General features: G+C 30.0%; 24 protein-coding genes. 13 read left to right on the forward strand and 11 right to left on the reverse strand.

Annotated elements, in window-relative coordinates:
• The first annotated feature begins 7 nt into the window (after window positions 1-7).
• The 4 genes from HMPREF9630_RS07180 to HMPREF9630_RS10555 all read left to right on the forward strand — a co-directional run bounded on the left by HMPREF9630_RS07180 (window position 8) and on the right by HMPREF9630_RS10555 (window position 2,869).
• Window positions 8-1,120, forward strand: a complete 1,113-nt coding sequence (locus HMPREF9630_RS07180; protein ID WP_009527838.1) for an FtsW/RodA/SpoVE family cell cycle protein — start codon at window positions 8-10, stop codon at window positions 1,118-1,120.
• A 208-nt stretch (window positions 1,121-1,328) separates the two neighbouring features.
• Window positions 1,329-1,922 carry an HD domain-containing protein gene (locus HMPREF9630_RS07185; RefSeq protein ID WP_009527839.1) on the forward strand — a complete coding sequence of 198 codons (594 nt, stop codon included), beginning with the start codon at window positions 1,329-1,331 and terminating at the stop codon, window positions 1,920-1,922.
• A 24-nt stretch (window positions 1,923-1,946) separates the two neighbouring features.
• Window positions 1,947-2,522 (forward strand): alpha/beta hydrolase, encoded by a 576-nt coding sequence (locus HMPREF9630_RS10550; RefSeq protein WP_009527840.1) that lies wholly within the window; start codon window positions 1,947-1,949, stop codon window positions 2,520-2,522.
• A gap of 68 nt (window positions 2,523-2,590) precedes the next feature.
• Window positions 2,591-2,869: an alpha/beta hydrolase family protein gene (locus HMPREF9630_RS10555; protein WP_009527841.1), complete on the forward strand. Its 279-nt coding sequence runs from the start codon at window positions 2,591-2,593 to the stop codon at window positions 2,867-2,869.
• Here HMPREF9630_RS10555 and HMPREF9630_RS07195 read toward each other — a convergent pair.
• Window positions 2,856-3,437, reverse strand: coding sequence for an NTP transferase domain-containing protein (locus HMPREF9630_RS07195; RefSeq protein ID WP_009527842.1), 582 nt, complete (start codon window positions 3,435-3,437; stop codon window positions 2,856-2,858). The genes HMPREF9630_RS10555 and HMPREF9630_RS07195 overlap by 14 nt on opposite strands.
• A 1-nt stretch (window position 3,438) precedes the next feature.
• Entirely contained in the window at window positions 3,439-4,233 is a 795-nt protein-coding gene (locus HMPREF9630_RS07200) for a stalk domain-containing protein (RefSeq protein ID WP_009527843.1), read from the reverse strand.
• Between the two features lie 348 nt (window positions 4,234-4,581).
• Here HMPREF9630_RS07200 and HMPREF9630_RS07205 point away from each other — a divergent pair, with 348 nt between their 5' ends.
• The 3 genes from HMPREF9630_RS07205 (at window position 4,582) to HMPREF9630_RS07215 (ending at window position 6,609) form a co-directional block, all read left to right on the forward strand.
• A complete protein-coding gene (locus tag HMPREF9630_RS07205; protein ID WP_009527844.1) occupies window positions 4,582-4,770 on the forward strand; it encodes a DUF1858 domain-containing protein in 189 nt (62 codons plus the stop codon).
• Window positions 4,771-5,036: 266 nt separating this feature from the next.
• A complete protein-coding gene (locus HMPREF9630_RS07210; RefSeq protein WP_009527845.1) occupies window positions 5,037-5,687 on the forward strand; it encodes a hypothetical protein in 651 nt (216 codons plus the stop codon).
• A gap of 322 nt (window positions 5,688-6,009) precedes the next feature.
• Window positions 6,010-6,609 carry a hemerythrin domain-containing protein gene (locus HMPREF9630_RS07215; RefSeq protein ID WP_009527846.1) on the forward strand — a complete coding sequence of 200 codons (600 nt, stop codon included), beginning with the start codon at window positions 6,010-6,012 and terminating at the stop codon, window positions 6,607-6,609.
• Window positions 6,610-6,682: 73 nt separating this feature from the next.
• Here HMPREF9630_RS07215 and HMPREF9630_RS07220 read toward each other — a convergent pair whose 3' ends face one another.
• The 3 genes from HMPREF9630_RS07220 to HMPREF9630_RS07230 all read right to left on the reverse strand — a co-directional run bounded on the left by HMPREF9630_RS07220 (window position 6,683) and on the right by HMPREF9630_RS07230 (window position 9,008).
• On the reverse strand, window positions 6,683-7,888 hold the full coding sequence (locus HMPREF9630_RS07220) for an FprA family A-type flavoprotein (protein ID WP_009527847.1): 1,206 nt from the start codon (window positions 7,886-7,888) through the stop codon (window positions 6,683-6,685).
• Window positions 7,889-8,003: 115 nt separating this feature from the next.
• Complete coding sequence (locus HMPREF9630_RS07225; protein WP_009527848.1) at window positions 8,004-8,513, reverse strand: phosphatase PAP2 family protein; 510 nt, start codon at window positions 8,511-8,513, stop codon at window positions 8,004-8,006.
• A gap of 123 nt (window positions 8,514-8,636) precedes the next feature.
• Window positions 8,637-9,008: a VOC family protein gene (locus HMPREF9630_RS07230; protein ID WP_009526021.1), complete on the reverse strand. Its 372-nt coding sequence runs from the start codon at window positions 9,006-9,008 to the stop codon at window positions 8,637-8,639.
• Between the two features lie 333 nt (window positions 9,009-9,341).
• On the opposite strand from HMPREF9630_RS07230, the gene hemA reads away from it, so the two are divergent.
• From hemA to hemL, 3 genes are all read left to right on the forward strand, one after another.
• Window positions 9,342-10,580 carry a glutamyl-tRNA reductase gene (hemA, locus tag HMPREF9630_RS07235; protein WP_009527849.1) on the forward strand — a complete coding sequence of 413 codons (1,239 nt, stop codon included), beginning with the start codon at window positions 9,342-9,344 and terminating at the stop codon, window positions 10,578-10,580.
• Window positions 10,581-10,628: 48 nt separating this feature from the next.
• Window positions 10,629-11,597 carry a porphobilinogen synthase gene (gene hemB / locus HMPREF9630_RS07240; RefSeq protein ID WP_009527850.1) on the forward strand — a complete coding sequence of 323 codons (969 nt, stop codon included), beginning with the start codon at window positions 10,629-10,631 and terminating at the stop codon, window positions 11,595-11,597.
• A 198-nt stretch (window positions 11,598-11,795) separates the two neighbouring features.
• Complete coding sequence (hemL, locus tag HMPREF9630_RS07245) at window positions 11,796-13,085, forward strand: glutamate-1-semialdehyde 2,1-aminomutase (protein ID WP_009527851.1); 1,290 nt, start codon at window positions 11,796-11,798, stop codon at window positions 13,083-13,085.
• Between the two features lie 388 nt (window positions 13,086-13,473).
• Here the strand turns inward: hemL and tenA are convergent, their stop codons facing one another.
• From tenA to thiD, 5 genes are all read right to left on the reverse strand, one after another.
• Entirely contained in the window at window positions 13,474-14,139 is a 666-nt protein-coding gene (gene tenA, locus HMPREF9630_RS07250; protein ID WP_009527852.1) for a thiaminase II, read from the reverse strand.
• A 66-nt stretch (window positions 14,140-14,205) separates the two neighbouring features.
• Entirely contained in the window at window positions 14,206-14,511 is a 306-nt protein-coding gene (locus HMPREF9630_RS07255; RefSeq protein ID WP_009527853.1) for a hypothetical protein, read from the reverse strand.
• Window positions 14,511-15,806, reverse strand: a complete 1,296-nt coding sequence (gene thiE, locus HMPREF9630_RS10655; RefSeq protein ID WP_009527854.1) for a thiamine phosphate synthase — start codon at window positions 15,804-15,806, stop codon at window positions 14,511-14,513. The genes HMPREF9630_RS07255 and thiE overlap by 1 nt, the downstream gene beginning before the upstream one ends.
• Before the next feature lie 72 nt (window positions 15,807-15,878).
• A complete protein-coding gene (gene thiM / locus HMPREF9630_RS07265) occupies window positions 15,879-16,691 on the reverse strand; it encodes a hydroxyethylthiazole kinase (protein WP_009527855.1) in 813 nt (270 codons plus the stop codon).
• Between the two features lie 77 nt (window positions 16,692-16,768).
• On the reverse strand, window positions 16,769-17,575 hold the full coding sequence (gene thiD / locus HMPREF9630_RS07270; protein WP_009527856.1) for a bifunctional hydroxymethylpyrimidine kinase/phosphomethylpyrimidine kinase: 807 nt from the start codon (window positions 17,573-17,575) through the stop codon (window positions 16,769-16,771).
• Between the two features lie 295 nt (window positions 17,576-17,870).
• Between thiD and HMPREF9630_RS07275 the strand changes: the two genes are divergently transcribed.
• Window positions 17,871-18,938 carry a M42 family metallopeptidase gene (locus HMPREF9630_RS07275; protein WP_009527857.1) on the forward strand — a complete coding sequence of 356 codons (1,068 nt, stop codon included), beginning with the start codon at window positions 17,871-17,873 and terminating at the stop codon, window positions 18,936-18,938.
• A 15-nt stretch (window positions 18,939-18,953) separates the two neighbouring features.
• Complete coding sequence (locus HMPREF9630_RS07280) at window positions 18,954-19,490, forward strand: flavin reductase family protein (protein ID WP_009527858.1); 537 nt, start codon at window positions 18,954-18,956, stop codon at window positions 19,488-19,490.
• Window positions 19,491-19,776: 286 nt separating this feature from the next.
• Here HMPREF9630_RS07280 and HMPREF9630_RS07285 read toward each other — a convergent pair whose 3' ends face one another.
• Window positions 19,777-20,739: a DHH family phosphoesterase gene (locus HMPREF9630_RS07285; RefSeq protein ID WP_009527859.1), complete on the reverse strand. Its 963-nt coding sequence runs from the start codon at window positions 20,737-20,739 to the stop codon at window positions 19,777-19,779.
• Window positions 20,740-21,013: 274 nt separating this feature from the next.
• Here HMPREF9630_RS07285 and HMPREF9630_RS07290 point away from each other — a divergent pair, with 274 nt between their 5' ends.
• Window positions 21,014-21,544, forward strand: coding sequence for an ECF transporter S component (locus HMPREF9630_RS07290; RefSeq protein WP_009527860.1), 531 nt, complete (start codon window positions 21,014-21,016; stop codon window positions 21,542-21,544).
• Window positions 21,545-21,643 lie beyond the last annotated feature (99 nt).

Here is a 21,643-nt window from a genome sequence, read left to right on the forward strand (position 1 = left end):
TAAAAAAATGGATAGTAATAAAGGTTTTGACAAAATACTTCTTCTGATAGTTACAATACTTTTTTTGATAGGGGAAGTGCTTATAGCATCAGCTATTCACGTGCCTGATGGAGCAAGTCCGAAAAGACTTATAGTTCAATTCGGTGCATTTATGCTTGGAATAGTTATGATATTTGCTATGAAAATGATAAATTATGACGATTTTAAGAGATATGACAAACACATATATATAATTTCAATACTATCTTTGCTGTTGGTGTATGTTCCGGGACTTGGAAAAACAATGGGAGGTGCAAGAGGCTGGATAGATTTGAAAATTATGTATTTTCAGCCTATTGAGATAGCAAAAATAGGTTTTATATTGGTGTTTGCAAAATATCTTGAAAAAAATTCAGGAAATATAAATACATTAAAGGACATAGTAAAAGCTTTTATAATACCTATGCCGATAATATTGTTATTACTTGCTCAGCCGGATCTTGGAGGAGCGATAGTATTTTTTTGTATAATATTCGGTATGCTGTTTCTTGCGCAAATAAATATGAAAGTGGTAAATAGAGCTATAATAGTCACTGTTCTTACTTTTCCACTGATATATTTATATGTTTTGGACAAGATATTAAAGCCGTATCAAATGAGCAGAATAAAGGATTTTTTTGCTTTTTCTTCGACAGCTACGGCAGATAATTATCAAGTTTTTCGTTCTATTATAGCGATAGCTTCAGGTGGAATATTCGGACAAGGAGCATTTTCCGGCACACAGAACAATCTCGGATTTTTGTCGGTGAGCGATTCGGATTTTATATTTTCAGTATGTGGTGAAGAATATGGAATAATGGGTATGTTTATAGTTATAGGCATATATTTTTTATTTATGAGCCGAATGCTTGGCATAGCTATGTCATCAAAAGATTTGTACGGAAGTCTTATAATAGTCGGTGTGCTCTCTATGTTTTTATATCAATTTATACAAAATATAGGCATGGCTATAGGAATAATGCCTGTTACAGGTGTACCTTTACCATTTGTAAGTTATGGTGGCAGTTCTATGCTTATGAGTATGATTGCTATAGGACTTATTGAAAACGTGGCTTCAAAACGCAGAAAGATAAATTTTTAAAGAAAGATAAAAATAAATAGTTTTATAAAAATTTTTTAGTAAATTAATTTATAATTAAATTTTTGAAATTAGAAAAATATCAGATTTAATAAATTTTATTTACTATATTAGAAATCTGTAATTAAGTACATAGTATATTTTATAAATTCTATATATTATGTTTATTTAATTGCAGATTTTGTCATAATGAAAAAGAAGGGAAAATAATATGAGAAAAAGCCAAATATCAAGAGAAGATGCGTTGAAATTGCTTATGACATATAATAAAGAAATATTTCATATAAAGCATGCTCTTACAGTGGAGTCGATAATGCGATATTTTGCAAATAAACTCGGATATTCTCAAGAAGAAGATTATTGGGGTATTGTAGGATTATTACATGATTTGGATTATGAGATGTGGCCTGATGAACATTGTATAAAAGTGGTTGAGCTTTTAAAAGATGTAAACGTGGATAATGATATGGTGGATGCTATATGTTCTCATGGTTACGGACATAGAGTGGATATAGAGCCTAAGCATGAGATGGAAAAAATACTTTATGCTTGTGATGAGCTTACAGGGCTTATCGGTGCGTGTGCTTTAATGCGTCCGTCAAAAAGTTGCAAAGATATGGAGCTTAAAAGTTTAAAGAAAAAGTTTAAGGATATAAAATTTGCAGCAGGTTGCAACAGAGATATTATAAATAAAGGTGCAGATATGCTCGGTTGGGACATAGATAGACTTTTGGAAGAAACACTATTGGCGATGAAGGATGAAGAAGAAATTATAGAAAATCAGTTAAGAGAAATGAATTTATAAAAATGCATCTTAGTAAGAGGGCTTATGAAAAAATTTAAAATTATAATAGCGGTAATATTGGCATCAATTTTGTTTTTACTCGTGTTTATCGGAGATTATTTTTATACTGTGGCTATTGATTCTTCAACTGATAAGAGCAGCATAAGCAATCAGGAGCAAAAAGAGGAAGAATATTATATTGAAGAAGAGAATTGGTTTTTAAATAATAAAAAAGAAGTTAAAATGACCTCTGTAACAGGTTTTAATTTAGTTGGATATAAGTTTTTGAATGATAAGTCTGATAAATGGGTTATAGTAACACATGGCTATGGTTCAAATGCATATAATATGGCATATTATATTAAAAAATTCTATGATTTGGGATATAATGTATTTGCGCCTGATTTGATTGGACTTGGAAAAAGTGAGGGTAAATTTATATCTATGGGCGGTTATGATTCTAAAGATATGAAAAAATGGATAGATGTCTTAAACGATACGCATGATAAGCCTGATATAGCACTGTTTGGAATAAGTATGGGTGCTACAACTGTTATGAATGTGCTGGATGAAGAGCTTACAAAAAATGTAAAGGTATTTATAGAGACAGCGGATATATAGATGCCGAAGAAGAGCTTAGATATCAACTTAAAAAATTATACAATCTTCCGTCTTTTCCATTCATTTCTTTGGCAAGTATAATTACAAAAATCAAAGCAGGTTATTATATTGAAGAGGTTAATGCAACGGATTCACTTATAGCCAATAAATTGCCTGCGCTTATACTTCACGGAGATAAAGACGGTTTTGTACCTTTGGATAATGCACATAAAACATATGAATTATTACAATCAGATAATCCCAAATATATCTATATAAGTAAAGGTTGTAAACACGTTGAAGGTGCAAAAAAAGATGCCCAAAATTATTGGGCAACTGTAAATGAGTTTTTAATCAAACATTTTTAAATTTTATATAATCCTCTTTTGTATCAATATCTTGTAACAAAAGAGGATTTTTTATATCAATATATCTAAGTATTTTTGGATTTGAGCGTATTATTTCTCTACCGCCTACATCACCTGATATATTAAGTAAATCTGCTTTTAAATAATATGGAAATATAGTAGGCATAGAGTTTTTTGTGTTAACTCTCGGCACAGCTATACATTTGCTGTCTTGATAAAAAAAACTGCATATATCATTTATCAAACTATGTGTTATAAAAGGCATATCACAAGGTAAGAACATAAATCCGTCGCATATATCGGAATTATTTATGCCGAGTAATATGCTTTTTGATTGTCCAAGAGTATTTTCGCTATTTTTTACAGTTTTAAAATTTTTTAATCCTTCAGCATAGTCTAATATTTCATCATATGAGGATACTACAATTCTTTGAGAAATATCAGATAAATTTACGGCATCCAAAACATATTTAAAAATCTCTTTTTCCTTAAATTGAAGGAGAAGTTTGTTTTTACCCATTCTTTTGGACAGACCGGATGCCATTATTATACAAGCTATATTAAACATATTAATCCAATTTTATAGGCATTATAACCTTAGTTATATTGGAGTCCTCTCCAACAGGATATATGTTAAAGCTTAAAGTTCCTTGTTTAATATCTTTCGGTATCTCCTTAAGAGTCAAATACAATCTGTCATCAAATCCGGCATCTATACTTGACAGAACCTTTTTGTCAAACAGACCTATATTTACATCAGATGTATCCAATTGTCTTTCAGCATGAGCATCTGAATAGTCGAATTTAGCAGAAAACGGATCTATTACAATTCCGCTATCTCCGTCATTTTTAACATCAAAATAAAATTCGCTGTTGTTGTCTGAATTTGATTTAACAGTTAATGTAAGTTTCATAAAAAATTTATCTTTTCTAAATGATATAGGAAGGTCCTTATAATCTATGGAGCTTTCTTTTTTTATATCTTCTTTTCTTGCATCTTCTACGTTTTTAGCTTGAGCTTTTTGGAAATCCGCCATAGCTTCATTATATATTTCTGCGTGCTGTGCCAACTTTTCTTCTTTTGTCAAAGGTTTTTCAGTTATATATACACTTTTTGAACTTTTGTTGTAATCTACTACAAGACCCATTTTCTCAGATATTGTTCTTAGTGGAACGTATAATTTGCCTTGATAATTTATTGGAGCATCATCAGGTTTTGTATTTATCTGTTCTCCTTTTACAAATATAGAAGTTATGTTATCACGAACAGCCATTATACTTTCGTTAGAGGCAAATGAGGATAATGTTAAGCCCGTTATTAAGCCGAATGCTATCAGCGATGAATTTTTAAGTAATCTTTTCATAATAGTCCTCCTAAAAATTTTTATTTTTCAATTATTTTTTATTATATCATATAAGATAAAATATAAAAACTTAAATATTATTTACAAAAAATTTATAAAATATTCATTAAATGTAATATAGGTTACAGAATTATTCACATTATTTGATTATAATATGATTATAAATGAGATATGGATTTCATACCAAAACTTAATATAATGATAGAACAATAGTATAGTGTAAATTTAATAAAATATAAGGATATTTATGAATTTCTCACATACATTAGTTTTTTTATCAGAGATTTAGTATTATATGAAAAAATAAGATCTAAAAAATAAAAAATATATACTCAGGAGGATAATAAAATGAAATTAACTAAAGATATGACAATAGGTGAAATATTGAGAATGAAAGAAGGGGCTGCTGAAATACTTATGGGATTTCAAATGGGTTGCATAGGATGTCCGTCATCACAAGCGGAAACAATAGAAGAAGCTGCTATGATTCATGGTTTAAACGCAGATGAAATAATTGAAGCGTTAAATAACAATTAATACAGAATTTTATTTGAATTTAAGATATACTCATACTATTGCCTAATTAAAGTAGTAACATTTAATAAACTTTATTGTTAACTATTATTTTATACTAATATTCCATCAAATAGATGCCATGTTCAAATCCTTTAAAGTTATACTTTTGAGCATGTTTTTTTTGAAAGGTATCATCTCTTATTCTTCTCTTTTGCACCGTTATTTTTATGGGAGTTTAGTATTATCTTTTTAAATAGGTTTTAGTATTAAGAAATAAAGGAGAAGTTATGAGTCTTTTTTTGGGGAAAATACATTTTTGGCTATTCGATAAGATAAGATGTTTTGAAAATTTGGAGACCGATATATTGAAGTTTGCCGATAAAAAAGGCGTGTCAATAGATATAAATAAGATGTATGATGAATTCGGTTATCCTACAGAAGATAAACCTTTGGAAGAACAAATAGATACGTCAAACATACATGGTTGGTTACAAAATCAGATACAAAAAGCGGAATATAGGCAGGCATATCTTGTAAAATATATAATTGATTCAGACAGTTCAAATATTGATGAATTGAAAGAAGTGTTTAAAGCGCACGGAAATAAAATAGGCACACCGCTTAAATCTGATGATTTAACACCGAAAGATGCCTATGAAATATTGAACAACTTTCTTTTGGAGGGGATGCCTTGCGATAGAACTACAGAATTTCTTGCAAATGATGACAGTAAAATATCTTTTCATTATACAAGATGTCTTCATAGAGATTATTGGGATGAAGTAGGTATAAGCATAAAATATTTTTATATTTTAAGAAACGAGTGGATAAAATCATTTATCAATGCACTTGATGAAAGCCTTACTTTTGAAGTGAAGTTAAACGATGAAGACTATGAAAATATAGAGGAAAATATATTTTCAATAGTTAAGATTTAAATATTTTTATCAAATTATAAATAATACAAATATCTGTTTAATTATTAGATATATTTATATAGGTTGTTTATTTTAAATTTGCTTAATTTTACTCAGCTAATAAATTCTTATACTATTTTCTAATAAAATTATAGATAACTTATATAATGATATAACATTAATATAAATAGTCTACCGGAAAAATCAATTATTATGATTTTCTATTAATCTTTAGTATAAATTTAACAGATGTTTTAATTTGAAGTTGAAAATGTTTAAAGTAGCTAAAATTCATTTATTATAAATTATTTAATGGTGTATTACAAGGTTTAGGGAGGAAGCGATGAATTCTATAGAGCTTATGATGCTTGAGCATGGAAATATAAAAAGAATGTTAAAAATAGTGAGAATTTTTTGTAGAAAATTATATGATAAAGAAGAAGTCAACTTTGATGATTTTGAAAAAATGATATATTTTATTAAAAATTATGCAGACAAACATCATCATGGAAAAGAAGAAAGACTGCTTTTTAATCGTATGGTTAAGCATCTCGGTCCTGCAGCACAAAAATTGGTAACTCACGGTATGCTTGTTGAACACGATATGGGCAGGCTATTTATGTCAGAGCTTGGTATAGCATTAGATAATTATAAAATGGGTGATATTGATTCTGTACTCGACATAATAGCAAATTCTATATCCTACACACATCTTTTGGAAAGACATATCAATAAAGAAAATGAATTGGTATACACATTTGCTCAAAGGAACCTTTCTCCTGAAATTATGAACGAAATAGATAGGGATTGTGAAAAATTTGAGGAAGATGCAGAAAGTAACGGAGTACAACAACGCTGTTTATCTATATTGGATGATATGGAAAGAAAATATCTTGGCTTAGATGACAGAATGGACTTTGGAGAATTTGAAAGCATATTTTAGAAAAAACTATATTATAAAAAATAAAAGTGATTATTATAAACAAGGTATTTGTCTATAACAATCACTTTTTTATTTATGCTCTTATTCTTTTTGTCATTTCATCTGCAAGTGCTATACATTTTTGGAAATCTTCATATGAAGGTGAGCATTTTACATCTACAACTTCTTCTATAAAATCATACGCAGGGTTTGATTTAGGCAAGTTTACTAAAGTTTTTACTCCGCCTCCGCTCCAGCCGTAAGTTCCGAATATTCCCAAGGTATGGTTTTTCAGTTTGTTGATTTCAAGCACACGATAAGCATGTTCCATTACAGGATATAAAGAATTGTTGTATGAGCAACTTCCAAGCAATAATCCTTTGTATATCCATATATTAGCTAATATGTGAGATATATGAGTTTTTGAAACGTCATATACGAGTACATCTTTTATTCCGTTTTTAGAAAGTGTGTTGGCAAGCATATCTGCCATTTTCTCAGTATTTCCATACATAGAACCGTATGCTATTACAACCCCTTCTCTTGTTTCGTATTTGGAAAGAGAATCGTAAAGAGATATTATTTTTTGTGGTTCTTTTCTCCAAATTAAGCCATGAACAGGACAAATTACATCTATTTGCAATGCGGATAATTTTTTCAAAGCACCTTGTATCTGTTGAGAAAATTTTCCTACTATATTTGTAAAATATCTTCTTGTTTCGTATTCATGTTCTCTCCAATTCACTTCATCATCGAATATTCCGCCATCTAATGTTCCGAAGCCTCCAAAAGCATCTTGAGAGAAAAGAGTCTTTGTTTTTTCATAGTAAGTAACCATTGATTCAGGCCAGTGAACCATAGGTGTCTTGTAAAAAGTGAATTCATGTTCACCTAATTTCAGTTTTTCGCCGTCTTCAACCTTTATAAATATATCTTTGGTATCTATTTTATAAAATGCTTGTATAAATTCTTCCGTTTTGCTGTTTCCGATAAGTTTCATATTCGGATATGCTTGTAAAAGTAAGTTTATAGAACTTGAATGGTCAGGCTCCATGTGGTTGATTATGAGATAATCAATAATGCCGTTATCGCCTATAACAGATCTTATCTTACTTATATATACTTCAAATCTTTCAGCGTGAACAGAGTCTATTATGATATTTTTTTCGCCTGTCATCAAAAAAGAGTTGTAACTCACACCTTTTTCAAGAGGCCACATATTTTCAAACATATGTGTGTGCCTGTCATTAACACCGATGTAATACAAGTTATCTTGTATTTTAATTGTAGAATATTCCATTAAATCCGCTCCCTTAAACACCAAAATATATATTAAAAATACAACTCCAATTAATTTTAGAAGTTGTATATTATTAACCTTAAATATTGATACCCTTCTTCAAATAAAAAACACATTAAAATGTGATAATTTTATTGCATATTATAGCAACAGAAGTTCCAAATAATGCACCGCATAAAACATCTGTAGGATAATGTACCATGAGATACATTCTTGACATAGCTACGCATGTCGCAAAAACATATGCTATAATTCCGAGGTTTTTGTCATATAAAAACAAAGCTGTAGCAAATGCAAATGATGCACTTGTGTGACCTGACGGAAAAGAATAATCGACAGGCAATTTTGACAACAGTGCATTCAAGTCATAATATCTGTTAAAAGGTCTCATTCTTGCAAACATAGGTTTCAGCACGATATTACATAAAAATGCGTTGATAAGCAAACAAAGCATACAGCTATATCCTACAGTTTTGTATTTTTTTGTCATGATAAGCATAAGCGAAATAAAAATAAAAACAATACCGTTATCGGTGATATACGATGACATTCGCATAAACTTATCTACGAAAAAAGGTGTATTATAGTTTTGTATGCGTTGTAAAAATTTATGTTCCCAGCTCATTAATGTTCCTTTCAAATCCTATTTATAAAGATAAAATAAAGCAATAACATTTTTTGTTGCAGTTTATTTTGTAATCTAAAATTTCTATTTTATAAGAGGACATCAATGAAAACATTTCAAAATTTACTTTTTTGACGGAAGTATCTCTATCCAATAATTGTCGGGATCTGCTATAAAATATATGCCCATCGCTTTATTTTCAAATACTATACAGCCCATTTCCAAGTGTTTTTTATAAGATGCGTCAAAATCATCGGTCTCCACTGCAAGATGAAACTCATTTTCTCCCAAATCATATGGATTTGCTCTATCCGTTAAATAAGTAAGCTCAAGCAAATGTTCACTTTTTCCGTCTGTAAGATACACAAGGATAAAACTGTTATCATCTGCCACTATCCTTTTGCTTTCTGTAAAGCCCAATGCCTCCTTATAAAATTCAAGACTTTTTTCCAAATTAAGTACATTAAAATTATTATGAACGAATTTGAATTCCATTATAACCTCACTTTTTTAAATTTTGCTTAAAACAGCTTTAAATTTTACTGAGATGCTGTAAAATAAATACTTTAAAGCTAAAGATAAGTATCTATTATTTAATTGAGTAATAATATAAAATGATATAATATTATTATACTAAAATATATGAATTTTGTCTAATATACTATTGTAATAAAGAAGCAAAATATAAATTCAAAACTCTTTATTTTAATAAAATTTTATCTGATATAAGAGTTTATCTGTATTATATAAATTACAGAAAAATGCTTTATTTTTCAAAATAATAGTATTATAATGATAGAAATATGAATAAAAACAGGAAGTGATTCGTTGCATTGCTATTTAATCGGTGTATCTCATGCAAATACACCCATATATATAAGAGAAAAAATATTTTTTTCGGAATATAAAAAAATACAAACATTGGAGATATTATCTGAAAAAGGGCTTGACGGAGTAATAATATTGTCTACTTGTAATCGTTGTGAAATCTATGTTTCAACTGAAGATATGGAAAAAGACTGCAAAATTGTAAAAGATTTTTTTGTAAATTATTTTAACGTAGAAAACATAGATGATTATCTTTTTGAAAAAAAAGATATTGACGCAATAAATCACATATATAAAGTAGCTGCCGGCTTAGATTCGATGATAGTTGGAGAAGATCAGATACTTGGACAGGTTAAAGACGCTCTTGAAAACTCCATTGATTTAGGCACAAGCTCAAAATATCTCAACAAGCTTTTCAGAGAAGCTATAACAACTGCAAAAAAAATAAAAAACAAACTTAAAATATCTGAAAATCCTATATCTATAAGCTATATCGCTGTAAAGATGTTATGTGAAAAATTAAATGATTTAAAAGATAAAAAAATAGTTGTTGTCGGAACCGGCAAGATAGGTTTTTTGACCATAAGCTATTTAGCCGAAAACGGAGCGAGAAACATACTCTGTGTCAACAGAAGCTATGATAAAGTGCAAAAATTGATAAAAATCTATCCCTTTATAAAACATTTTGATTATGATGATAGATATAATCTCATAAAAGATGCAGATATACTTATAACTTCAACTACCTCTCCACATACAATCATACACAAAAAAGATATTCAAAAATCTTATAAACAAGTTATTATGCTGGATTTATCAATGCCAAGAGATATTGAAAATGATGTAAAAAATTTAAAGAACGTAGAGCTTTATGATATAGACAGCATAAGTAAAATATCTGAAGAAAACATACAAAGACGCCAAAAATTAGGTGTTGAAGCTATAAACATCATAGAAGACGATATAAGTGAATTTTGCAAATGGGCAGATAATATGAGCGTTGACAAAGCTATAAAAAAATTAAACGAACAATGTGATATAATATACAAAGACACGATGTCATATATAAACAGAAAAGTAGAATTAAATCACAGAGAGCAAAAAATAGTGGAAAAAATGCTTTTGTCGGCACTCAAAAGAATGATAAAAGTACCTATACAGGTATTGAAACAGACAGATGAAAAACAAAGACAAAATGAATATATAAAAATATTAGAAGAGCTGTTCGATATCAGATAACAGTATAAAACAGAAATAAAAATAATATTAAAAAGGAATAAAATCATTATGGATATAATGCAAAGACCGAGAAGACTTAGAAAAACACAAATCATAAGAGATATGGTAAGGGAAACGAGCTTATCTGTAAAAGAGCTTATATATCCTATGTTTATAGTAGAAGGAGAAAACATAAAAGAGGAGATAAATTCTCTAAAAGATTGCTATCATTATTCAGTTGATAAGATAGAAGATGAGATAAATGAGCTGAAATCCTTAGGTATATGTGCAGTTATATTATTTGGTATACCTTCTTATAAAGACGAATGTGGCAGCAGTGCATATGATGAAAACGGAATAGTTCAAAAAGCTGTAAAAAAAATAAAAGAAATAGACGAAAATTTTTACGTAATAACAGATGTATGTATGTGTCAATACACTTCACACGGACATTGCGGGATATTAAAAGAAGGGTATGTGCAAAACGATGAAACCTTAGAATATCTTGCTAAAATTGCACTCAGTCACGCAAAAGCCGGGGCTGATATGGTAGCACCGTCGGATATGATGGACGCCAGAGTAGGAAAAATCAGAAAATGCTTAGATGAAAATAATTATGAAAATGTAGCAATATTATCATATACAGCCAAATATGCTTCGTCATATTACGGTCCGTTCAGACAAGCTGCAAGCTCTGCTCCAAGCAGTGGCGACAGAAAATCATATCAAATGGATTATCACAATTCAAAAGAGGCACTTAGAGAAGCATATCTTGACATAAAAGAAGGTGCAGATATGATTATGGTCAAGCCTGCCTTGGCATATCTCGATATAATCAGGATGTTCAAAGAAAAATGTGATATGCCTCTTGTAGCATATAATGTGAGCGGAGAATACTCTATGCTTAAAAATGCAGTAGACAACGGTATAATGAAAGAAGATGTCATATACGAAACTATGATTGCCATAAAAAGAGCCGGAGCGGATTTAATAATCACATATTTTGCAAAATATTTAGCAGAGTTATTGAAAAAATAAATACTTTTGACCGCCTTGTTTAATTTTGCAAGATTTATTAATATATTTATCTTTAAAACAGTTATTCAAGTTTTAAAATAATACTTCAATAAAAATAATTTTTTATATTATTTATGATTTTATAGCTATAAAAGGCAAAAAAATGAGTTTTAATTTGCAATTTTATCGAATAGTTTCAAAATCAAGGATGAAAGGAATATGATGAACAGAGAGCTATCACTATCTACATTTGAACATGCAAAAAAAATAATACCAGGCGGAGTAAACAGCCCTGTAAGAGCATTTGGCAGTGTTGATACTTTTCCGATATTTGTACAAAAATCAAACGGAGCATATATATATGATGTAGACGGCAATAAATACCTGGATTATATATCTTCATGGGGTCCTCTAATATTCGGTCATAATGATGAAGATATAAAATCGGAATTTATAAAAGCCATAGAAAACGGAATAACCTACGGTGTACCGTCATATGTTGAAGTCGAAATGGCACAGATGATAACAGACGCTTATCCTGCCTGTGAAATGGTGCGTATGGTAAACTCAGGAACAGAAGCTACAATGTCGGCAATAAGAGTTGCAAGAGGATATACAGGCAAGAAAAAAATAATCAAGTTTGAAGGTTGCTATCATGGACATAGCGATTCACTTTTGGTAAAATCAGGTTCAGGCACTCTTACCTTTAATACACCTACAAGCCTTGGAGTACCTGATGAATTTATTAAAAATACAGTAGTATGCAGATATAACGATATTAATTCGGTTATAGATGCGATAGATGACGATATTGCAGCAGTAATAATAGAGCCGGTGGCAGGAAATATGGGAGTTGTTGCGCCGAGCGAAAATTTTATGAAAGAGCTGAGAAAAATTACAAGGCAAAAAAATATAATACTCATATTTGATGAAGTAATAACAGGTTTCAGATTGTCTTATGGCGGTGCAAGTCAGATATTTAATATTGAGCCTGATATGGTGTGTTTTGGAAAAATAATAGGTGGAGGACTTCCGGTAGGTGCATATGGAGGACATAAAGATATAATGGGTATGGTATCACCGCTTGGAAAAGTATATCAAGCCGGAACGCTATCAGGAAATCCGCTTGCAATGAGCGTAGGAGTTAAAACTCTACAGAAATTGAAAGACAATCCAAAAGTATATGAAGATTTAGAGCAAAAAGCGATAAAGCTTGAGAAAGGCTTTAAAGAAAATATTAAAAGATTAAATTTAGATTTTAAAATAAACAGATTTCATTCTATGATGTCATTATTTTTTACACAAAAAGAAGTAAATTATTATGAAGATGTGCAGACATCAGATGTAAAATTATATGCAAAATATTTCAAGTCAATGCTTGAACAGAATATACTGATACCTCCTGCACAGTTTGAAGCTATATTTTTCAATACAGCTATGAGTGAGGAAGATATAAAATATACTATAAAAGCAAATTATAACGCACTTGAAATGATAAAGGCTCGATGATTATATCTGATAAAAAATTATATAGAAATATGAAAAACAAAATAGCTTGTATATTTAAACAATATAATAAATAGTATAAAACCATGGCTTCAAACTATGATTTTATACTATTTCCAAGTAAATTATAGATGTTTTTTAATATGATGCTTAAATATATTTTGCGTAGGGCATTTTTTGTATCAATTTTCAATAGAATAATAGATAATTTATAGTGATGATTCTATAAATAAAATTTGTAGTAAAAATTTATAAAATAATGGAAATTATCATAATTAAGTGTTGTATTTAATATTATAAAACTAAAATTAATTTTTCTAATAAATAATTCATATAAATGTTATATGTTTATATAAGTTGCCCATAATTTTATTAGAAAATAGTTTTAATCTTAATGGTTTTTGCTATCATATGACAAATCCCAGAATTTTGCTTCGTATATACTGCAATTTACAAATATTTCTGTGAGTTTGTCTATAGTTTTTTGAGATAGATTGTTTGATAGATTATCCACTTTTTGTATTAATTTTTCGTTTGTTTCCTGATATTCTTTGCAATAATATCCGTTGAACCATTCGCCGTATGTTTCGTTTTCAAGGCAAGATTTGTTTTTTTCTACGATTTTTTTTGATATGAATGCGTAACTCCATGAGCATGACAGTATAGCTATAAGACAGGAGAGCATATTGCCGTTTTGCCCTTCATAGAGCATATATTTGGTATAGCTTGTGTTGTCTATGTGCGGTTTTACATTCATTATATCTTTTTCTGTTATTCCGAGCCTTTTCATATATGGTATATGTACCTTGTATGTTTCGTCTAATACTGCATACATATTGTCGCAGAAAAATTTAATTTCATCAAATTCATCCGATTTTGTACTGCCTATAGCAAAAACTTTTATATAGTCCTTGAGGTATACATAGTCTTGAAGCATATAATATTTGAATTTTTCTATTTCAAGCGTACCGTCAGCCATTTTTGTTATAAAAGGGTGAGTTAAATAGCTGTTCCATATATGTTCTACCGAATTGAATAAAATTTCGCTTAACTTCATAAATAATACTCCTTACTTGTGGTCATAAAATAATTTTTTGCCAATAATTTAAAATTTTCTAAAATGCTATCCTACAGCACTCATAATCTTACCTATATAGTAAATTCCTGCTATCAATCCGCCAATAATAAGTAGATTCCGCATAGAAGATAAGGCAATAGAAAATGTATGTTTATTTCTACTAAAACTCAAAATAATAACAACGAGCTTTAATAAAATGCCGGCTATGAATATTATAAGTCCATATCTGAAAATAAATCCAATCATATAAAAGCCGATTTCCACGCCTACAATTCCAAGTGCAAAACCTATAAAAAAGCATACATAAATAAATATATCCAATATTATTGACAGTTGCAGTAAAATTTTCACTAATTTTTCTCCACTATTATTTCATCATATATCAATTTATTTTCAAAATCATCTATTTTATAATCTATGAGAGCGTCAAATTTGCTGTTACCATTATATTTCTTGTTTGATACAATGCACAGTTTTACTCCTGCACGTTTTGCACCTGTTGACGAGTTTATGTCGTCTTCAAAGAAAATAAAATTTTTGTTTGGAACTTGTAGATTTTTTGCTATATAGTCAAATATTTGTCTATCTGATTTTTCCATTTTTAAATCTACGCTTGATGCTATTATGTCAAAATAGTCTATGATACCTGTCTTTGTAAGCACTATTTCATACTGTTCTTTGCAAAGGGCAGTTGCTATGGCTAATTTTACACCTTTTTCTTTGAGATACTCAAGCAGTTTTTTTGCACCTTTTTTTAAGTGTATTTTGCTATTTTTATACTCTTCGACTGATAATTTTTTTATAAGTTGCCAAAATTCTTTTACACTCATATCAAGCTTGAATTTTTTTATGCTGAACTGTGCAAGCTCTGCAAAACCCATATTCCATATCTTTTGTATTTCATCTTCGGTATAGCGGATATTAAGCGTATTCATAAGATTTAGAAGTACATTGTCCCATATGTTCATAGTTTCAAGCAGAGTACCGTCAATATCGAATATTACGCCTTTAGTTTGATATTGTTTCAAAAAAGTATTTTTTAATTTTCTTGTTGCAGATACGGTATCTTCCTGCATAGATATAGCGGATACTATTGCAACTCCGTCTATTTGCGCAGGTTTTAGAGCGGGTATAGTGTCAAGGTTTATACCGCCGATTGCAACAACAGGTATTTTTAAATTGTTTTTTATTTTTGTAAGCTCGTCTATAGTTGTCAAATTGGCATCAGTTTTTGTGTTTGTGCTGTACATAGCACCTACACCTACATAATCTGCACCGCCTTGTTGAGCGATTAGAGCTTCATCTAAAGTTGAGGTTGATATTCCTATAATTTTGCCATCTCCCATAATTTTTCTTGCAATATCAAGAGGCATATCGTCTTGTCCGAGATGTACTCCGTCTGCATTTATTGCAAGAGCTACGTCTATTCTGTCATTTATTATAAGAGGTATGTTGTACTTGTCGCAAATAGCTTTAATTTTTACGGCTTTGTTATAAAAATCGAGAGTGGATGAATGTTTTTCTCGAAGCTGTATCATTGTACAGCCACCTAAAATGGCATCTTGCACAGATGTTTCCAAGGTGTGATTACTGCTCAAAAGGTCTTCATCGGTGACGTAATACATTGTATAGTCAATATTTTTCATATATTCTCCTATTTTTTTGATTTTATAATAGTTGTTAAAATTTTTTTGTTATTAAGTATAAATTATTTAAAATTAAAATATTTTTTCTATTTTTGCGTATTTTTCAAATATTTTTTCATTCATCATGCTCAAATTGTCTATGAGAGATACTCTGAAACTTCCGCTACCTATATTTTTTGTCTTTTCATATGCAAGTTCTCCTGCTATTCCCATAGTTGATATTGCAATTATTGATGAAGTGAGATAGTCTTCATTTGCTCCTATGAATGAGCCTAAAATTGACGCACTCATACAGCCGGTACCTGTAATTTTAGACATATAAGCGACACCGTTTGATATTTTATAGGCGTTGTTTTCATCTGCAACTATATCATCTTTTCCTGTCACTATTATTATGGAGTTATAAGTTTTTGCAAGTTTCATTGCAATTTGAGATATTTTTATTGTGCTTGTATTTTTAGCCTCTTCTGATACATCTACGCCTTTTGTGTTTGCGCTTATACCTGCGATTGACAAGATTTCTGACAAATTGCCTTTTATAACTGCAAACTTTGAATTTATAAGCATATTTTCTACTACTTCATTTCTTTTTTTGCTTGCCCCTGCCCCTACAGGATCGAGTATGACAGGTACATTTTTTGCGTTTGCAATTTTAGGCGCTGTCAAAAAAGCCTCTATTTTATCCATAGTTCCGATATTTACAACAAGAGCGGATGATATTGAAATTATGTCCTCCAACTCTTCTATCTGAGCTGTCATTATAGGTGATGCACCTATTGCAAGAGTTGCGTTTGCACAGTCATTTACAGTGACATAGTTGGTTATGTGGTGTACAAGAGGAGATTTATTTTTTATATTTTCTAAAAATTGTTTTGAGCTAATCATAGTATGTTCCCTTTTCATTATTTTATAACGTCTGTTTTTTTAATAAGTTCTTGACATTGATTTGAGGTGATGTTTTTTTATTCTTTTATAATGCCTGCTTTTTTGTATAAATCGTAAAAGTGGTGAGTAGGTCCACAACCACTGCCAAGTGATAATGAGTGCTCTATTGCAGTTGTAACATAATCTTTAGCTGATTTTACGGAGTTATACATATCAAATCCGAGTGCTAAGTTGGAGGCTATTGCTGATGAAAGTGTACAGCCTGTGCCATGAGTATTTTTGGTTTCTATTCTTTTCGTTTTAAATGTGTGATATTCTTTGCCGTCAAATAATACATCTATTGCATCTCCTATATGATGGCCGCCTTTTACAAGTACGGCTTTCGGTCCCATTGCTATTATTTTTTCGCAGGCTTTTTTCATATCGTCTACAGTTTCTATTTTCATTTTGGATATAGCTTCAGCTTCAGGTATATTAGGAGTTATTAAATCTGCTATAGGAATTACTTCTTTTATAAGCGTGTCTATGTTTTCCACGTCCATAAGCGGAAATCCGTTTTTCGCATACATAACAGGATCTACTACTATGTTTTTTGCATCATATTCCTTTAATTTTTTTGCTACTGCTTTCATAGATTCTATGCTTGGGAGCATGCCTATTTTTACAGCTTTCGGATATATGTCGTCAAACACGCAGTTTATTTGGTCTATTATGACTTTTTCAGATATTGTTTCAACGCTTGTAACTGTTGCGGTATTTTCAGCTACAACGCTTACGATTACACTCATACCGAAAAGTCCGTGTGCTGAAAAAGTTTTTAAATCTGCCTGTATTCCGGCTCCACCGCTACAATCAGAGCCTGCAATTGTTAGTATAGGTATCATTTTGCACTCCTTTATAATCAATTTTATTACAATACTTTGTCTTTGATTGAAATTACAGTTATCGTGATCTACTTTATTTAGAAATTAATTGACGATATGTATAATTGCAATTAATTAGGTTTTTAAATATTAAAGATATTATAATTTTAAAAGTATCTTTATAGGCTTATTAAAATTATTAAAAAATTTATCATTATGTAAAAATATTTTATACATTAAAATATATTATAACATTTTTTTTGCTTAATATGATATAATTATTAATATTAGTTAAAAGAAATTGAGGAGAGTGCATATGGATAAAAAATTAAATTTAAAAATGTTGCAAGATTTGACACTTGCAAACGGTATATCAGGTTTTGAAGAAGAAGCTGTAGAAGAGGCAAAAAAATATCTTTCGGACACTCTGATAACATACAGAGATTCTATGCAGAATTTATACATAAAGAGGACAAAAAATGACACGTCTTTGCCTACGGTTATGCTTGATGCGCATATAGACGAAGTGGGTTTTATAACACAATCTATAAAGCCTAACGGACTCATCAGGATAATTCCGATAGGCGGATTTGTAGCACATAATTTGCCTGCCCACAGAGTAAAAATACGAAACTCTGAAAACAAATATATAACAGGTATAATCACAAGCACACCTGTTCATTACAAAGGACAGGATAAAGAGCTTTCGCTTGAAAATATGTTTGTAGACATAGGAGCAAGTACGGATAAAGAGGTGAAAGAACATTTTAAAATAGACATTGCAATGCCTGTCATATTAGAGGGCGTGTTTGAATATGATGAAGATTTCGACATAATTAAAAGCAAAGCATTTGATTGCAGGGCAGGTTGTGCGAGCGTTATAGAAATTATGAACAACCTTGAAAATGAAAATTTGAAAGTGAATTTGATAGGTACGTTAACATCACAAGAAGAAGTGGGAACTCGTGGAGCAATTGTGGCTACAAATGCTGTCAAACCGGATATAGCTATAGTTATGGAGGGTACACCCGCAGATGATACTTTTGCAGAACCTTATCAAATGCAGACAAAATTGAGAAAAGGACCTATGCTTAGACATATGGATCCAAGAATGATAGCAAATCCGAGATTTCAAAGATTTGCGCTTGATATTGCAAAAAAATATGACATACTTTGTCAAGATGCGGTAAGAACAGGAGGAGGAACAAACGGAGGTGCTATACACACATCAAATTCAGGTGTTCCTACTATTGTAATCGGCGTACCTGTGAGATATCCTCATACTCATCACGGTATCATAACATATCAGGATTATGAAAATATGGTCAAGTTGGCAACAGCAATAATAAAAGAGCTTGACAGGGATATAATAAAGAGTTTTTAAAAAAGGAGGCAAATTATGAAAAGAAAAATAGATTTATTTGAATATGCAGGTCATATTATGAAATCACTAAGCCAAGGCATACTTATAACTACAAAAGTAGATGAAAAAGTGAACACAATGGCAATTGCTTGGGGAATGTTGGGCATAGAATGGAATAAGCCTATTTTTAATACATTTGTCAGAGAAAGAAGATTTACAAAATCTATGTTGGACGAAAATCCGGAATTTACAATAAACGTTCCTATAGGTGATTTTGACAAAAAAATAATAGGCTTTTGCGGAACAAAATCAGGTAGAGATGTAGACAAGATAAAACATTTAGGTCTTACACTTGAAGAAGCTGAAATAATAAGTGTACCCGGAATAAAGCAGTTGCCTTTGACTTTGGAATGTAGAGTGATATATAAACAAGAACAGGATAAAAATGTAATACAACCAAAAGACATAATAAATTATTATCCGCAATATGTAGACGATGTAAAGTCAGGCAATAATAAAGACTTTCATACTTCATACTTTGGAGAAATAGTATCTGCATATATAATAGAATAATGGATATTATTGTTTTTAAGAATTTGTTAGTAATACTAAAATTTATAGAATAATAGAAAAATATAATAATTAATTTTTTTCAATAAACTATTTATATTAATGTCATATAATTTTAGGTGTACAATATAATTTATCCATAATTTTATTAGAAAAAAGTATAAGTATATTTAAAACAAACAATTTATATAAATATATCCATTAATTAAACATATATTAGTATTGATTAGGTATTAGTGAAAAAAGGCTATTTCGACATTTTTTATAGTTGATAATAGCCTTTTTTAAATTAGTTGTTATTTATTTTTTCTATGATTTCTGCAAGCACTTTATCAGCTTCACTTGCAGATACTTGGCAAGTTCCTGCGTTTTTGTGTCCGCCACCACCATATGAAAGACAGCATTGACCTATGTCGAAAGCAGAATTTCTGTTTATTATAGATTTTCCTATCATAATAGCTATATTATCGTTCTTGCCTTTTACTACATTTATAGATATTTCTATATCAGGGTATATTGAATAGCACAAAAATCTGTTGCCTGCATATATTATATCTTCATTTCTATAGTCAAGTACGAGCACTTTTTTATCTGCTTTTGCTATTTTATTCAATTGTTTTTTGAAAAGCTCCTGTTGCTCAAAATACAAATCTACTCTTTCTTTAACGTCGGGCAATTCCAATATATCATCTATATTGTTGTTTTCCAAGCAAAAATCAATCAATTTCATCATCAAATCATAGTTTGAAATTCTGAAGTTTCTAAATCTGCCAAGTCCAGTTCTTGCGTCCATTATGAAATTCAAAAGTGTCCATCTTGTAGGATTTAAAATTTCATTTTCATTATACATAGCCGAGTCGGCTTTATCCACTTCTCTCATAAGCTCATCACTTATTCTGTCCAATTGAGCCTTATGCTCTTTTATGAAATAACTGTAAACTACACGTGCAGCGCTTGGAGCATTACCGTCAATTATATAATTTTCAGCATTTAAAAGCTCTTTATTTCTCAGCTTTTCTGAGTTGTGGTGGTCGAATACCAACAATGCTCTATCATCATAAGGTAAATTAGTAAGAATATCTCTGCCTGTTATGTCTATTATTTTATCTTGTATGTCTTTTGGATGAACAAATTTGATTTCGTCCAATATATCGAGCTCTTTTAAAATCATGGCACAAACCAAGCCGTCAAAGTCGCTTCTTGTAACCAATCTATAACGTTCATTAAAATTAATTTTATTAATTGTAATCACGCTCCCTTTTTATTAATTATAAGTAAATAATACCATAAATTTTTATAAAATAACACAAAAATATAAGTAATTCTTATATCTTAAATAGTATTTAGTATAATTTATATAGTAATATGTTCAAAATATATATGATTGTATTAAAATTGTATAAGGAACAGTTTTTGTTTATGATATTTTTATGAAATTTTAGATAAATAATAAAAAAATATTAATTATTTGACTTTTTCAAAAAACTTTATTATTATAATATAAAATGACAAAGGAGGAGAAGGTTATGAAAAATAATACATACTTAAAAAACGTTATTTTGTCAGGTTTTTTTATAGCTGTCGGAGTTATATTGCCGATGATTTTTCACTTATTGGCGGCAGGAAAAGTTTTGTTGCCTATGCACATACCGGTTTTATTAGGAGGACTTTTGTTAAATCCTCTCTATGCACTTTCAGCAGGAGTAGTAACTCCGTTGTTGTCAAGTTTATTGACAGGAATGCCTCCGGCATTTCCGATATTGCCTATAATGATGGCGGAGCTTGGGGCATATGGTTTTGTAGCTTCAATACTTCATGTTAAATTAAAACTGAATTATGTTGTTTCACTTATTATATCTATGATAGTTGGTAGAATTGTTGCAGGAATAGTAGTTTCTATACTTATAAACGTATTTTCTGTGAAACTTCCACCATTTTTGGTATACATACAAGGTGCAGTTATTACAGGATTGCCGGGAATAATAATACAGCTTATCTTTATACCTGCTATAATGTTCGCTATAAAAAAATATGAAAACAATGAGGCTCATATATAAATTTTTAAATTATGAACTGTTTATTTTGGATTAATAATATAAATATGAAAATAAAAGTCGGATTTGAAAGATAAATAAGTAGGTTTGGCTTTATTATAA

The sequence above is a fragment of the Peptoanaerobacter stomatis genome (assembly GCF_000238095.2).
GTDB classification, from domain to species: domain Bacteria; phylum Bacillota; class Clostridia; order Peptostreptococcales; family Filifactoraceae; genus Peptoanaerobacter; species Peptoanaerobacter stomatis_A.